Genomic DNA, 14,200 nt, shown 5'->3' with positions numbered 1-14,200 from the left:
CCGCCCGTTCCTCGAAATCTGTTCGGGTAAATCTCTTGTCCACGTTTTTTCCGGCTGCTCACCGGGGCGGGCCGACCGAGGCAGCCAATCCTCCTCCGATCCTCTCCTGGAGCATTTCCCGTTCACCGTCACGTCCTCGCCGCGTTTCGGCCGGGAACCACGGAGATTCGGCGGAACAGACATCGGCCGATCGGGGCGGCCCGTAAAGAAAGATTCAAGGTCAAGGCGGGATGCGGATGTTCGGGAAAAGGTGGTGCTCGTGCGTGTTGGCGGCGGTGATGCTCACGCTGTCACTGCCCGGCGCGGGAATCGACCGGGCATGGGTGGCGGGATCGTCGGAGGAAGCGGAAACGAGCGAGGAGTGGGTCATTCGGTGGAACGGTCGGGCCGATCCCGAAATCATCCGGGAAGCCGAAGTGATTCGGCGCCACACGATGCAAGACGGCTCCGAAGTGATGCTGGTGCGCCCGAGAAGCGGGACGGAAACGGAACGGTTCGTGGAGAAATGGAGTCCCCGGGCCCGTTACATGCATCCCAATTTTCCGCACCGTCTCGGGGAGGTGAGCGGGGATTCCCTCTCCCCGCATCCCGAACCGTTTTATTATCTGAAGCGGATCCGGGCGGAAGAGGCATGGCGCCTGGCGGAAACGCAGAGACATCCCCGCGGCCTTCCGCGGCCGGTGATCGTGGCGGTGGTGGACACCGGGGTGAACCTCGACCATCCGGTGCTGAAGCCTTTGTTGGTTCCGGGAATCAACGTGAGGAACAAGAAGGAACCCCCCATGGACGAAATGGGGCACGGAACGGGCGTTGCCGGTGTGATCGCCGCCGTTTGGGGGGCGTTCTCCGGACAAAAAGCGGAGGAGATCGGCAGGATCATGCCGGTGAAAGTGATGGAAAACGGAGATGACGGAGAGATTTACCACACCGTGGAAGGAATGCGCGAGGCGGTGAGGCGGGGGGCGAACATCATCGTCCTTGCGCAGGGGAGCTGGACTTGGTCGGAATTGATGGCGGAAGCGGTCCGGGAGGCGGAAGCCGCCGGCGTGTTGGTCGTGGCTGCGGCGGGAAACGCCGTCTACGGAACGGACGGAAACATCGTCTATCACCGGCCGCTCTATGTCCCCGCCGCCATCGGGGAAGTGCTTTCCGTCGGCTCCGTTCGGATGGACGGAACGCATGAGCCTTCGTCCAACGCGGGCCCCGGCCTTGATCTGGCGGCTCCGGGGGAGTGGATCCAGACGGCCGGTCTCTTTCGAGACATCGACATGGATTCCGGCACGTCCTACGCGGCTCCCCAGGTGGCGGGTGTGGCGGCCATGGTCTGGCAAACGAAGCCCACGTTGAAACCGGCCGAATTGCGACGGCTGCTTTGCCAGACCGCGGACCGGCCGAACGGAGAAGACCGTTGGGATGAACGGACGGGGTTCGGAGTGGTGAATGCCGCACGGGCTTTGAAGGAAGAATTGAAGCCGGACCTTTATGAGCCCAATGACCGTCCGCAGGAAGCCTTTCCCGTTTCCACGGCGCACGAATTGCAAGGGTGGCTGGAACCGGGAGACAGCGATTGGTACCGTTTTTCCTTCAGGCATCCCGGAACCCTGACGCTGAAGGTGACGGGCGGTGACGCAAAGTTCCGCCTCACGGCGCTTCTCCCGGACGGGAAACGGACGGAAGCGGCGACTGACGGGCCCGTGCGGCTCACCGTTCCCGCCGGTTCGGTGCGGATCGGACTTTCCGCACGGGAGAACAGGAAGTCGGTGGCGTACCGTTTGTCGGCGGAATATGCTTTATTGCCCGATCCGTTTGAGCCCAACGAGGCCCCGTGGCAAGCAGGGAATCTGCCCGCGACGACCGGAAACGCCGCTTGGGAAGCGACCCTGCACCGGGCCGGTGATGAAGATTGGTACCGGGTTCGCATTCCGGAAAACGGTCGTTTCGATCTGGAAGTCCGCCCGCTGTCTCCGCGGTTTGACCCGGTGATCACCCTGTTGCCCGGCAAAAACATCCCCGGCGGGAAAGTGGACCGGGGCAACGAAGGAGAGGCGGAACAGATCTCCATCTCCGCATCCGATCCGGAAGAGCTGATATTCAGGGTGACGGACTACGGGAGTGCCTCCGGAGACGAACCCTACCGGATCTTTTTGCGACGGCGGGAAGGGGAAGGAGAGGGTTTCGCGGGCCGGGAGATGCCATCCGCCGCCCGAACGTTGAAAGACGGAAGTCGGTGGCGCGTTCGGGTGGATCCGGGCGCTGACCGGAATTGGGGAGTGGTGGAACTGACTGAGCACTCCACGGTGGAGTGGAGCCTGTTTTCGTCCGAACATCGGTTGCATGTGGAGTGGACTCTCCACGATTCCGGGCTTCGCGTCCGGGACTCGGGAAGCGGGGAGTTGACACCGGGAAAGTGGCGCACTTGGACCCGCGTGCTTCCGCCCGGTCGATGGTATTTGCGGATCCGGATGCAAAGCCATGTGAGCGGATGGTATCTCCTTCATTCGAAGGTGAAAAAGTTGCCAAGTCGAACGCAATAGGTTTCATGCAAAGGGCAGTTGTATTTAACAGGGCGTTGGGTTATTCTATATGTTGATTGAAGAAAGAACAATGTCCGAAAGCCGCGAGGTTCAAAGAAAGCGACAAGGAACCGACCGGTCTTCCGGCTCCGTCAGTCTCGAGGGCCCGGTCCTTCAAAAAACCGCCGCCTTTCCTCGAAGGAAAGGGGTGAACCCTTTCCACGCCGGCGAACTTCCCGCGGTCGTCCGCCATGCGGGGAGGGCGTCGGGCGAAACTTGGGGGCAGTCTGACCTTTCCTCGAAGGAAAGGGTTTTTTATTTGCCCGAAGCCACTCTGTGAAAGACGAGGGGGAGAATCAAATTGGCAGAAAACAAACGCAGCCTGTTTACTTCCGAATCGGTGACGGTGGGTCACCCCGACAAAATTTGTGACCAAATTTCCGACGCCATCCTGGACGCCATCCTGGCCAAGGACCCCAACGCCCGTGTGGCTTGCGAGACGTCGGTGACCACCGGTCTGGTGCTGGTGGCCGGAGAAATCTCCACCAGCTGCTATGTGGACATTCCGAAAATCGTTCGCCAGACCATTGCCGAAATCGGATATACCCGTGCCAAATACGGTTTCGACGCCGAAACGTGCGCCGTGCTCACTTCCATTGACGAGCAATCGCCGGATATCGCCATGGGCGTGGATGTGGCCCTGGAGAAACGGGAAGGTCAAATGACCGAAGAAGAAATCGAGGCCATCGGAGCCGGCGACCAGGGGCTCATGTTCGGATTCGCGTGCAACGAGACCCCCGAGTTGATGCCGCTGCCGATTTCCTTGGCGCACAAGCTGGCCCGCCGTCTGCATGAAGTGCGGGTGAACGGTACCATCGGTTATCTGCGTCCCGACGGAAAAACCCAAGTGACGGTCGAATACGAGGGAGACAAACCGGTGCGGATCGACACCGTCGTCGTTTCCACCCAGCATTCCGAAGACGCCACCTTGGAGCAAATCAAGAAGGACGTCATGGAACATGTGGTTCTCCCGGTGGTGCCGGCCGACATGCTGGATGAAAACACCAAGTACTTCATCAACCCGACCGGCCGTTTCGTGATCGGCGGTCCGCAAGGGGATGCCGGACTCACCGGCCGCAAGATCATTGTTGACACGTACGGCGGTTACGCCCGTCACGGCGGCGGTGCCTTCTCCGGAAAAGACCCGACCAAGGTGGACCGCTCCGCCGCATATGCCGCCCGTTACGTCGCCAAGAACATCGTGGCCGCCGGTCTTGCCGACAAATGCGAAGTGCAGCTGGCTTACGCCATCGGAGTGGCCCGTCCGGTCTCCATCCGCGTCGAGACGTTCGGTACCGGCAAAGTGAACGAAGACAAGCTGGTGGAACTGGTGAAAAAACACTTCGACCTGCGTCCCGCCGGCATCATCCGTGCCCTGGACCTGCGCCGTCCGATCTACCGGCAAACCGCCGCATACGGACACTTCGGACGCACCGACATCGATCTGCCGTGGGAACGCACGGACAAAGCGGAAATCCTCAGAGCCGATGCCGGACTGTGAACCGGCTCCGGTCCGACAAGTGCAAAAAAGCCTCCGTCTGCGCGATGAGCGCGGCGGGGGCTTTTTGATTGTCAGGGCAAAAAGGGCGGCAGACAAGGCAAAATCGGTTTCAATGGGTCGATCTTCGTGGTAAAATTTAAATATGGGTGAATATTGCGAGAAAGGGGTGAACCCCTTGACCGGCAGATCGGCGCAAGCGAATGCCGTCACCGGTGACTCGCCTTCCGGCGAGACAATCCGGGTGCTCGTGGCGGACAGTGATGCGGGATTTCGCGGACTGCTCCGCGACGCGCTGGCGGAAGAGAAAGGTCTAGCTTTGGTGGGAGAGTGTTGTGACGGACAGGATGTACCGCTTCTGTGTTCTTCATTGGCTCCTCATGTGGCCGTCCTCAACCTCCATCTTCCCCGTGTGGACGGAGCGGAAGCCACGTTCAGACTGTGCCAGACGGCCCCGCAGACGAAAGTCCTGGTGATCTCCGATGGTGACGATCCTTGCGCGATCGAGGCGATTCGTTCCGGAGCAACCGGATACTTGCTCAAAAACATGGGAATCGAATCGATTGTCGAAGCCGTGAAGGTGATTGCCCGGGGTGGAGTCTATATTCACCCGATCGCGATGGTCCGGCTGTTGGGAGAATTTCGGCGGTTGAGCCGGATGGAGGGGGCCATGCACCATCTCCATACCGAATCGCGCGCCGTTCCGTGGCAGGAAGTGCTCACCGCCCGGGAGATGGAAGTGTTGAGGCTGATGTCACAAGGGAAGAACAATCGCGCGATCAGCGAACATTTATATATCAGCGAAAAAACCGTCAAAAACCATGTGAGCAACATTTTGTACAAACTGAATGTCCAGGACCGGACACAAGCGGTGCTGGCGGCCATCCGGTACGGTTGGGTCCGGCTGCTTTGACGGGTTTTTCCGGAATCATCGGTTTCTCTCCGCCGTTCGGACCGTGCCTTCCTTCCGGCGGAGGAAGGTCCCCGGGGCGGAACACCCCCTGAAGGAGGGCGACACATGGAAATGTGGATCGTGTGGAGTGCGCTGCTCTGCATCGGCCTGTTTTGGCTGATCAAGAAGCTCTCCGTGTGGATCGGTGAATCGTACCACAACAAGGCCGTCCACTTGGTGATCCTGACCCGGAACAGCCAGCATTCGATTGAATGGATGATCCGGTCATACCACTTTTGGAACGGAGCCAAGGGAAAGAAGGGGGCCATGACTTGCATCGATACCGGTTCCACGGATGACACGCTGTTGATTTTGGAGCGGCTGAAACAGCGATATCCGGAACTCGAAGTGATTCGCTTCGGGCCCGTGGACGGTGAAGACGCCATCCATGAATGGCTGCAGAACCAGGATCAGAACCGGGAGAAACTGATTGTCCTGGATCTTCGGGAACCGGAAGCGGACAGGGAAAACGAGCGGCATCCAGCGTGAAAGTCGGGCACCGGGCCCCACCCGGGGACGCCCGGCCATTTTTTTTCGGGAGGGCGTCGGCATGTTTTCGTGGGTGAAAGTCGCGGGAAAGCCCGGGCTTCGGGTGAGCCTTGCTCCGGAAACGGACGGGCTGTGGTGGAAAGAGCAGGGCAAACGGATATGGATCGTGGGAAGCGTACGCTCCGCGGAATCCGCTTTTCGCCGGGCTGCGGAAGATCCGTCGGCCCCGGAGGGAGGAGAGCCCCCCGATGCGGACGGGATCGACCTTTTCGGGATCCGGGAGCTGGCGGAGGATTGGAGCGCCCTGTTGGCTGGACGCCGCCTGCTTCCGGAAGAATTGAAAGCCGTGCTGGCGACGGGGAGCCGGGATGTGCCGAAGCGAACGGTTCGCCGCGTGTTGCAATGGATGATCCTGGAGGGAATGTGCCGAATGGAGCCCGCGGTGACCAAAGGTCCGGACGGAACGGCGCTTTGCCGGCGTTGCGGGTCACGGACACGGATCGTGGAAAGTTTCTGTGCATGGTGCGGGGACAGGTGTCTTCTGTGTGAGGAGTGTCTTCTGTTGGGGCGGGCCCGAAGCTGCCTGCCCCTGTTCGAATTTGCCGTTCACCGGGCTCATCCGGCGGTGGCCGTTTCCGCCGCCTTTTCGGGGCCGCCGCTGACTCCCGCGCAGGCGGGAGCGGCCTCCCGATTGGAAGAACTGGTGGAAGGCGGGCAGCGGCGAATTCTGTTTCACGCGGTCACGGGAGCGGGGAAGACGGAAACGCTCATGCCGCTCATCTTGCGGATGCTCCGGGAAGGTCGGCAGGTGCTTTGGGTCACTCCGCGCAAAGACGTGGTGACGGAGCTGGCCCCCCGTTTTCGGGCGGTCTTTCCCGGGACGGAAGTGAGGGCGCTTTGCGGAGGCACCGGGGAATGGCGTCTGGACGGTTCCCTGTTCGTGGCCACGGCTCATCAGACCTTGCGCTTTGCCGGAAAGTTCGATCTGGCGGTGGCCGACGAAGCGGACGCGTTCCCCCTCTACGGAAACGAGGCGCTGGAAGCGAGCGTGCTTCGTTCGCTTCGTCCCGGAGCTCCGCTCATTTTGCTCACGGCGACACCTCCGGCGGGATGGAAGAGTCTGGCGAGGCAGGGGCGATTGTCCGTCGTGGAACTTCCGGTCCGCTATCACGGACTTCCCCTCCCGGAACCCAAATTGGTGAGGTTCCGGGGGCTGAGAAGACGCATTCATGATCTTCGGCCCGTTCCCCCGCTTTCCGCGTGGTTGAGGGAAGTGGAACACACGGACGGACAGGCTTTTTTGTTCGTTCCGGTCGTGGAAGATGTTCCGGCGATGCTGAGGTGGCTCAAGGAGCATGAGCCGGACTGGGGACTGTCTGCCGGAGGAGTGTTTTCCCGGGACCGCGGCCGGGATGAAAAAATCGCCAAGTTCCGGGAAGGATCCTTGAGGCTGTTGGTCACCACCACCATTTTGGAAAGGGGGGTGACCGTCCCGCGTGCCCACGTGATGGTGATCGGTGCGGATCATCCCGTGTTCGGACGAGAGGCATTGGTGCAGATGGCCGGAAGGGTGGGAAGGTCGCCGGAATACCGGGCGGGAACCGTCGTCTTTTTGGGAGAAGAGTCCACCCGAAGCCAGGTTCTTGCCCGAAATGAGATCCGCAGGCTGAATGACAGGGCCCGGGAAGAAGGAATTGCGGAGGAAAGGACGTATAAACATTGACAGAGTGGTGGTTCAAACTGTTTGCTCCGCCGGCGGGCTGCCCGATCTGTGAACGACCGGTCCGGGCGCATCCGTGGGATCCCGCCGTTCGTCGGATTTGTGCCGGTTGCCGGCAAGGGATCCTGCCGATCGAAGGGGAATTGTGCGAGTCTTGCGGACGGATGCGGGAACCGGGGGATTTCCCCCTGTGCGGGGATTGTCTCCGGGTGGATGCATCGGAGCGCGTTCCCTGTCGCAGTGCCGTTCGTTACGACGGCGAAGCCGGGGAGTGGATCCGGACACTCAAATATCGGGGAAAAGAGAGCCTGGCCGGTTTCATGGGCGAGTGGATGGCGGAGGTGGTTCGGAAACACTACGGGCATTTGAACATTGACCGGCTGACGGCGGTTCCCCTTCATCCGGACAGATTGAGGGAGAGGGGATTCAACCAGTCCGAATTGCTGGGCCGGGTGATCAGTGAAAAAACCGGCATTCCCATGGCGCGGGTTTTGGAGCGCGGGCGGCCGACCGCATCCCAGGCCCTCGGAAGCCGGAGGGAACGGCTGGTTTCCTTGCGGGGAGCTTTTCGATTGGCTCCCGGATTTGTCAAGAAAGATCTTGGCGGCAAGACCATCTTGCTGGTGGATGACGTGTACACGACCGGAACCACGCTCAGGGAATGTGCGGAACCGCTCAGAAGGGCCGGCGCCGGCCCGATTCTTGCGGTGACGTTTGCGAGATAGATGGTTTCAATTGGTATAGAATCCGGCGAATGAGGCAACACAAGGGAATAGGAATTCTCTTCCAACCTATCAAACCGACAAGGAGAGTTGTGAAACATGAACAAGGCGGAACTGATCGATCGGGTGGCCGAAAGCACGGGAAAGACCAAGAAAGAAGCCGGAGCGGTGGTGGAGGCCGTTCTTTCGTCCATCTCCGAAGCGCTCAAAAACGGTGAAAAAGTGACGTTGATCGGATTCGGAAACTTCGAGGTCCGCGATCGTGCCGCCCGGAAGGGGCGCAACCCGCAGACCGGCGAAGAAATTCACATCGAGGCAAGCAAAACCCCCGTCTTCAAGCCCGGCAAACAGCTCAAAGAGCTGGTCAACGGCTGATTTTGCGGGGAAACGGGTCCGCCCGCGGTGACGGTCGACACGGAATCATTCGATCATCCTGCGGGATCCCGACAAATTGAAAGGAAAATTTCGGAATGAAAAGTTGGCTGACAGCCCCTTTCCCGAATCATGCGGGACAGGGGCTTTGTTCTTGTCGAAAATGTGAATTGAATTTGTGTCAGGGCTTGTTTTATAATGAGACAAAAAGTTGTTATTTCACTTTTCGAAACTATTTTTACTCTCGAAACGTTTTTTCCAAACCTTGACAAGGAGAGAAGGGATTTGCTGAGGCTGAAATCATGCAGGTGGTTCCTGGCGATTGTGGGATTGGTGTTGATGTTGACAGGGTGCGGAGGCGGGGCCGTCAGCGGCGGGGAGAAAAAAGCCGTCACGATCAAAGTCGGGACCGACGCCCAATTTCCCCCGTTCGAGATGAAAGATTCCTCCGATCAGCTCAGCGGGTTTGACATCGATCTGATGAAAGCGATTGCTTCGGAGACGGGACAGGATGTTCAAATCATTCATACCGGCTGGGATCCGATGTTTGAAAAGCTGAAGTCGGGAGAAATCGACGCGGCCATTTCCGCCATTTCCATCACGGAAGAACGAAAGAAGGATTTCGATTTTTCCGCTCCTTATTTCGAAGCGACCCAAATGATTCTCGTACCGGCCCATTCACCGATCAAGTCATTCAAGGACGTGAAAGGCAAGAAAGTGGGCGTTGCTTCCGGCACGACCGGGGAAGAACTGGCCGAGGAACGTCTTGGGAAAAACGATCCGGGGATCCGGAAATACAAGGATGTCGGTGAAGGAATCAAGGATTTGAAGGCCGGACGCATCGACGCGGTGCTTGCCGACCGGGGGCTGATCCTGTATTGGTTGAAGCAACTCGGGGATGAACAGTTCAAGGTTGTGGAAGATCCTTCGTTTCCGTCCGAACAGTACGGCATCATGGTCAAAAAAGGGAACACGGAACTCTTGAAAATGATTGACGACGGTCTCGACAAAGTCCGGAAAGACGGAATTTATGACCAGATCTTCCTGGAATATTTCTCGGCGATTGAGTCTTCCGTTCCTCTTGAATGACAAGTGGAACGTTCGACCGGAACCGGGTTGCCCCTTTTGCGTCCGTCGGACGGAATAAAGATGGGTGATAATACGGATTTTATAGAAAACTATTCCAATTGCATGTTCATGCAGGAAAGTTTTATAATATGAACCGTGATTCACGAAGATCATGCCCGGGTGACCGGCTTCACGTTCGGTTCCGGTTTCAGGAAAAGGAGGAGCACTTCAATGATGAAACGAATCGGACTCGTGCTTTTCGCCCTGCTGTTGTCCTTCTCGGTGCTCGCCGGCTGTGGCGATGCGGGCAAGGAGCAAACCGGCGAAGGCGGCAAAACCGTTCTGAAAGTGGGAACGGACGCGCAGTTCCCGCCGTTCGAAAAACAGGAAGGCAACGGTGAAATCACCGGTTTTGACGTGGAGATCCTGAACGCGGTGGCCAACGCCGGCGGGTTTGAAGTGCAGCTGCAGCACGTGGGCTGGGACCCGCTGTTTGAAGGCATCGACCGCGGCAAGCTGGATGCCGCCATTTCCGCCATCACGATCACCGAAGAGCGGAAGCAAAAATACGACTTCACCGAGCCGTATTTTGATGCAAAACAGCTGATTCTCGTCCCGACCAACTCCACGGTCCAATCCCTGAAAGAATTGAACGGCAAGAAAATCGGCGTGCAATCCGCCACCACCGGGGAAGCCGTGGTGCAGGAAGCATTCGGAAAAACGTACCAGGGCCTCAAAGGGTATGACGATATCGCCGGTGCGATCAACGACCTGCAAGTGGGCCGTCTGGATGCCGTGGTGGTGGACAATGCCGTCGTGAACGAATACATCAAAAAACTGGGCTCCGACAAATTCAAGCTGGTGGAAGATACCTCCATCGCGCCCGAACAGTACGGCATCATGGTGAAAAAAGGCAACACCAAAGTGCTTGAAATGCTGAATGAGGGCCTGAAGAAAATCAAGGAAGACGGCACCTACGACAAAATTTACGACAAATATTTCGGCGCCGCGCAGTGATGGAAAAGGGAGTGCTCCGGCACTCCCTTTCGTGTCAGAACGTCACCATGACGGGAATGTCCGTTCTTGTGGATAACTTGTGAAAAACCTGTGTGAATTTTTGGCGTTCCGGTTGTGGATGATGTGGATAAAATTGTGCACAACTTGACGGTCATGCATTTCGGGAGAAGGAGGTTGTGGATAACATGAGTTTTGACTGGTCCGTCCTCATTGATTACAAGGATTTGTTCATTCGAGGGTTGTTTACCACGATCCAGTTGACGGTCGTGGCCGTGCTGGTGGGACTGTTGATCGGGCTGACGCTCGGTCTGATGCGGATTTCCGGAAAAAAATGGCTGATCTGGCCGGCCAAAGCTTATGTCGATCTGTTCCGGGGAACGCCCCTGTTTTTGCAGATCCTCGCCATTCACTTCGCCGTGTTGCCCACCCTGTTTGAATCGTTGGGCATGGTTCCTCCGGACGCCCTGTTCTCAAGCTTCGTCGCGCTTTCGCTGAACGCCGGCGCATACATCGCGGAAATCTTCCGCGGAGGCATTCAGTCGATCGACAAGGGACAGATGGAAGCGGCCCGTTCGCTGGGCATGACGTACGGCCAGGCCATGAAACTGGTGATCCTGCCCCAGGCGTTCAAGCGGATGCTCCCTCCGCTGGGCAATGAATTCATCGCCCTGCTCAAAGACTCTTCGCTGGTGGCGATGATCGCCGTCAATGACATTACGTACGCCGCCTTCACCACGGCCAAAAACACCTTCGAGCGGATTCCGCCGTATCTGATGGCCGGCGTGATGTATCTGATTTTGACCCTGCTTTTGTCCCGGGTCGTGCTCCATCTGGAAAAACGCTTTGAAACCGGAAGCCGGAAAGGAGGAGCGGCATGAGCGGAAACGTTGTGATTCACGTGGAGAAACTGAACAAATCGTTCGGTTCCCACCATGTGCTCAAAGACATCGATGCCGAGATCCGTGAAGGGGAAGTGGTCTGCGTCATCGGACCGAGCGGTTCCGGCAAGAGTACGTTTCTTCGCTGCCTCAATCTCCTGGAAGCGGTCAGCTCCGGAAAGGTGGTCGTCAACGGTCACGATCTGACCGATCCCGCCACGGACATCAACAAAGTGCGCACCGACGTGGGCATGGTGTTTCAGCAATTTGAGCTGTTTCCGCACAAAAAAGTGTTGGACAACATCACGCTCGGCCCGATCCATGTCCGCAAGGTTTCCAAAGAGCAGGCGGAGAAAAAAGCGCTGGAGCTCCTGGAAAAAGTGGGCTTGAAAGACAAGGCGAACGCTTGGCCGGAAGAGCTGTCCGGCGGACAAAAACAACGTGTCGCGATCGCACGGGCGCTGGCGATGGAACCCAAACTCATGCTGTTTGACGAACCCACCTCCGCACTGGATCCGGAGATGGTGAAAGAAGTGCTTGAGGTCATGAAACAGCTGGCCAAGGAAGGCATGACCATGGTGGTGGTGACCCACGAAATGGGCTTTGCCCGCGAAGTGGGCGACCGCGTTCTGTTCATGGATCAGGGTCGCATCATCGAAGAAGGGACGCCCGAAGAAGTATTTGGAAATCCCAAGCATGATCGCTTGAAAGCCTTCCTGAGCAAAGTGCTGTGAGCCCGCGCGTCGCTTGACATGCACTGTTTCCCAGTGATATAGTGGAGTGGCGTAAGAATTTTCATTCTTATGCTTTGGGTTCCGTCTCTCCCCTTGCGGGACGTGTGTCCGGAACTCAAGGAAGGAGCGCTCGAACACTCTTCCAGTGATTCCGGGACCCTCCTCCACCAGGCTTCTGGCAAAGCCTGCGGGTTGCGGGCCGATGTCCCGTCTGCCCGACAAGCTCCGCTTTCGGAGCAAGCCGCGCGAAATATCTGTTTCAAGAAGGGACTGTTTTTCATGCAAGGCAAAGTCAAGTGGTTCAGCGCGGAAAAAGGCTACGGCTTCATCGAGCGTGAGGACGGCGGCGACGTGTTCGTCCATTTTTCCGCCATCCAAATGGAAGGTTTCAAATCGCTGGAAGAAGGCCAACGCGTAGAGTTTGAGATCGTGGAGGGTCCGCGCGGGCCGCAAGCCGCGAACGTGGTCAAACTTGACGCTGAGTGATTTCGGAAAATGCATGTCCTCCGGACTTTGGTCCGGAGGACTTTTTGATTTGGCGATGTCCGTGTTCTTCCCTTTGATTTCCAAAAAATTTCTCAAAAAAAACAAGAGGAAATTCGTCTGAATCAGGGGAATAAATAGTGTACAAAGCGTAAGGAGGATGTCGCCATGAGATATGTCATCCGAGGTAACAACCTGAAAGTGACAGATGCACTCCGCGAGCATACCCGCAAGAAGCTGGGGCGCCTGGGCAAGTACTTCGACGGTGAGAAACCGCGAGCCAACGTGGTTCTCAGCGTGGTCAAGGATCAACATCGCGTCGAAGTGACCATTCCCGCTCCGGGACTGTTGGTCCGCGCCGAGGAGTCCAGCGAGGACATGTACGCTTCCGTGGATCTGGTTGTGGAGAAGTTGGAACGGCAGATCCGCAAGTACAAAACTCGCATCAACCGAAAGCCCAGACAGGATGCGTTCCGTCAGTTCAGGGAGTCGTTCCCGGATGCGGTCAGTCTCCGGGATCCGGCGGATGATGAGGAAGGCGACGTCAAGATTGTCCGTACCAAACGCTTCAGCCTCAAACCGATGGATGCGGAGGAAGCGGCGATGCAAATGGAGCTTCTGGGACACAATTTCTTTGTGTTCACCAATGCCGCAACCGAACAGATCAACGTGATCTACAAACGAAGAGACGGAAAATTCGGACTGATTGAGCCCGAATGAACCGTATGATTCGTCCCATCGGTCAAACGCGGCGAAAAATTCACCGAGAACATCCCCGCCGGCTCGCGCGGTGACCGGCCGGTTCCGGAACGGACCGGCGGAGAGAAAACCGCCGACCGGAGTTTGACCGGAAATCCGAGATCCGTTTCGCCAAGTGCGGGACGGATCTTTTTGCGTCGATCTTGATATTGTCAAAGATGGATATATTATTTATCTGTATTTTTTTATTAGAAAAACTAATGCATCAACCCAACGGAATGTTATGATATAGAAGGGTTTGATTCTGACAACAGGAGGTTGCATCATGGTTCACAAACCCTTGATGATGTCGTTGGCGTTGATGCTGGCTTTGTCATTGTCCATCGTTTATCCGACCGAATCCGCCTTTGCGCTGCCGTCGACTCCCTCGCTCGCCAGCGCCCAGGCTGAATTGAACGCGCTCAAAGTGGAGCCGGAAGGATCCATGTCCGGATACTCCCGCGACAAATTCCCGCATTGGACCAATCAGGGAGGCGGCTGCAACACCCGTCAGGTGGTGTTGAAACGGGATGCGGACTATTATTCCGGCAACTGTCCGGTGACCTCGGGCAAATGGTACAGCTACTATGACGGTGTGGTCGTCTACAGTCCTTCCGAAGTGGACATTGATCATATCGTGCCCTTGGCCGAGGCATGGCGTTCGGGAGCAAGCAGCTGGTCCCAGTCGAAACGGCAAGCATTCGCCAATGATCTCTCGGGCCCCCAACTGATCGCCGTGACGTCTTCCGTGAACAGAAGCAAGGGAGACCAGGATCCGTCCACCTGGCAGCCGCCCAGAACCGGTGCCCGGTGCGCTTATGCCAAGTGGTGGATCCGAACCAAATACAACTGGGGTCTGAGCGTTCAGGCTTCGGAAAAATCCGCCCTGCAAGCCATGCTCAACACCTGCTCTTACTGATCCGGGGCGTGAAGGAGATCCGCAACCGCCTCTTGCG

Annotated in this window: 14 protein-coding genes; all 14 read left to right on the top strand. The window is 57.6% G+C overall.

Annotated features, from left to right (window positions below; translation table 11 throughout):
• Positions 1-236: 236 nt before the first annotated feature.
• The 14 genes from EG886_RS12495 to EG886_RS12430 all read left to right on the top strand — a co-directional run bounded on the left by EG886_RS12495 (position 237) and on the right by EG886_RS12430 (position 14,163).
• Positions 237-2,534 carry a S8 family peptidase gene (locus EG886_RS12495; RefSeq protein WP_164491839.1) on the top strand — a complete coding sequence of 766 codons (2,298 nt, stop codon included), beginning with the start codon at positions 237-239 and terminating at the stop codon, positions 2,532-2,534.
• A 340-nt stretch (positions 2,535-2,874) separates the two neighbouring features.
• Positions 2,875-4,074 (top strand): methionine adenosyltransferase, encoded by a 1,200-nt coding sequence (gene metK, locus EG886_RS12490; RefSeq protein ID WP_124728447.1) that lies wholly within the window; start codon positions 2,875-2,877, stop codon positions 4,072-4,074.
• A gap of 175 nt (positions 4,075-4,249) precedes the next feature.
• Positions 4,250-4,984, top strand: coding sequence for a response regulator transcription factor (locus tag EG886_RS12485; protein ID WP_164491838.1), 735 nt, complete (start codon positions 4,250-4,252; stop codon positions 4,982-4,984).
• A gap of 105 nt (positions 4,985-5,089) precedes the next feature.
• Entirely contained in the window at positions 5,090-5,512 is a 423-nt protein-coding gene (locus EG886_RS12480; RefSeq protein ID WP_124728445.1) for a glycosyltransferase family protein, read from the top strand.
• A 61-nt stretch (positions 5,513-5,573) separates the two neighbouring features.
• Positions 5,574-7,235 carry a helicase-related protein gene (locus EG886_RS12475; RefSeq protein ID WP_124728444.1) on the top strand — a complete coding sequence of 554 codons (1,662 nt, stop codon included), beginning with the start codon at positions 5,574-5,576 and terminating at the stop codon, positions 7,233-7,235.
• Complete coding sequence (locus tag EG886_RS12470) at positions 7,232-7,957, top strand: ComFC family protein (RefSeq protein ID WP_124728443.1); 726 nt, start codon at positions 7,232-7,234, stop codon at positions 7,955-7,957. Before EG886_RS12475 ends, EG886_RS12470 begins: the two co-directional genes overlap by 4 nt.
• 96 nt (positions 7,958-8,053) lie before the next feature.
• The gene (locus EG886_RS12465) at positions 8,054-8,329 is read left to right on the top strand and encodes an HU family DNA-binding protein (RefSeq protein ID WP_124728442.1); all 276 of its coding nucleotides are present in this window, start codon (positions 8,054-8,056) and stop codon (positions 8,327-8,329) included.
• A 282-nt stretch (positions 8,330-8,611) separates the two neighbouring features.
• The gene (locus tag EG886_RS12460) at positions 8,612-9,415 is read left to right on the top strand and encodes a basic amino acid ABC transporter substrate-binding protein (RefSeq protein WP_164491837.1); all 804 of its coding nucleotides are present in this window, start codon (positions 8,612-8,614) and stop codon (positions 9,413-9,415) included.
• A gap of 210 nt (positions 9,416-9,625) precedes the next feature.
• Positions 9,626-10,411 carry a basic amino acid ABC transporter substrate-binding protein gene (locus tag EG886_RS12455; RefSeq protein ID WP_124728440.1) on the top strand — a complete coding sequence of 262 codons (786 nt, stop codon included), beginning with the start codon at positions 9,626-9,628 and terminating at the stop codon, positions 10,409-10,411.
• Positions 10,412-10,596: 185 nt separating this feature from the next.
• Positions 10,597-11,289: an amino acid ABC transporter permease gene (locus EG886_RS12450; protein ID WP_124728439.1), complete on the top strand. Its 693-nt coding sequence runs from the start codon at positions 10,597-10,599 to the stop codon at positions 11,287-11,289.
• An 11-nt stretch (positions 11,290-11,300) separates the two neighbouring features.
• Positions 11,301-12,023 carry an amino acid ABC transporter ATP-binding protein gene (locus tag EG886_RS12445; protein ID WP_124728785.1) on the top strand — a complete coding sequence of 241 codons (723 nt, stop codon included), beginning with the start codon at positions 11,301-11,303 and terminating at the stop codon, positions 12,021-12,023.
• 279 nt (positions 12,024-12,302) lie between these two features.
• Complete coding sequence (locus EG886_RS12440; RefSeq protein WP_124728438.1) at positions 12,303-12,509, top strand: cold shock domain-containing protein; 207 nt, start codon at positions 12,303-12,305, stop codon at positions 12,507-12,509.
• Between the two features lie 165 nt (positions 12,510-12,674).
• Entirely contained in the window at positions 12,675-13,226 is a 552-nt protein-coding gene (hpf, locus tag EG886_RS12435) for a ribosome hibernation-promoting factor, HPF/YfiA family (RefSeq protein ID WP_124728437.1), read from the top strand.
• Between the two features lie 304 nt (positions 13,227-13,530).
• Positions 13,531-14,163: an HNH endonuclease family protein gene (locus tag EG886_RS12430; protein WP_124728436.1), complete on the top strand. Its 633-nt coding sequence runs from the start codon at positions 13,531-13,533 to the stop codon at positions 14,161-14,163.
• The last annotated feature ends 37 nt before the right edge of the window (positions 14,164-14,200 follow it).

The sequence above is a fragment of the Staphylospora marina genome (assembly GCF_003856495.1).
In the GTDB taxonomy this organism is placed as follows: domain Bacteria; phylum Bacillota; class Bacilli; order Thermoactinomycetales; family Thermoactinomycetaceae; genus Staphylospora; species Staphylospora marina.
The sequence above is the reverse complement of the archived record's forward strand: the minus strand, read 5'-3'. Positions and strand labels throughout refer to the sequence as shown.

Bases quoted from the DNA above. Each gene is read 5' to 3' on its own strand.
- EG886_RS12495 (WP_164491839.1), top strand. From the start codon at position 237: ATGTTCGGGAAAAGGTGGTGCTCGTGCGTGTTGGCGGCGGTGATGCTC.
- EG886_RS12480 (WP_124728445.1), top strand. From the start codon at position 5,090: ATGGAAATGTGGATCGTGTGGAGTGCGCTGCTCTGCATCGGCCTGTTT.
- EG886_RS12475 (WP_124728444.1), top strand. From the start codon at position 5,574: ATGTTTTCGTGGGTGAAAGTCGCGGGAAAGCCCGGGCTTCGGGTGAGC.
- EG886_RS12465 (WP_124728442.1), top strand. From the start codon at position 8,054: ATGAACAAGGCGGAACTGATCGATCGGGTGGCCGAAAGCACGGGAAAG.
- EG886_RS12455 (WP_124728440.1), top strand. From the start codon at position 9,626: ATGATGAAACGAATCGGACTCGTGCTTTTCGCCCTGCTGTTGTCCTTC.
- EG886_RS12450 (WP_124728439.1), top strand. From the start codon at position 10,597: ATGAGTTTTGACTGGTCCGTCCTCATTGATTACAAGGATTTGTTCATT.
- EG886_RS12440 (WP_124728438.1), top strand. From the start codon at position 12,303: ATGCAAGGCAAAGTCAAGTGGTTCAGCGCGGAAAAAGGCTACGGCTTC.
- hpf (WP_124728437.1), top strand. From the start codon at position 12,675: ATGAGATATGTCATCCGAGGTAACAACCTGAAAGTGACAGATGCACTC.
- EG886_RS12430 (WP_124728436.1), top strand. From the start codon at position 13,531: ATGGTTCACAAACCCTTGATGATGTCGTTGGCGTTGATGCTGGCTTTG.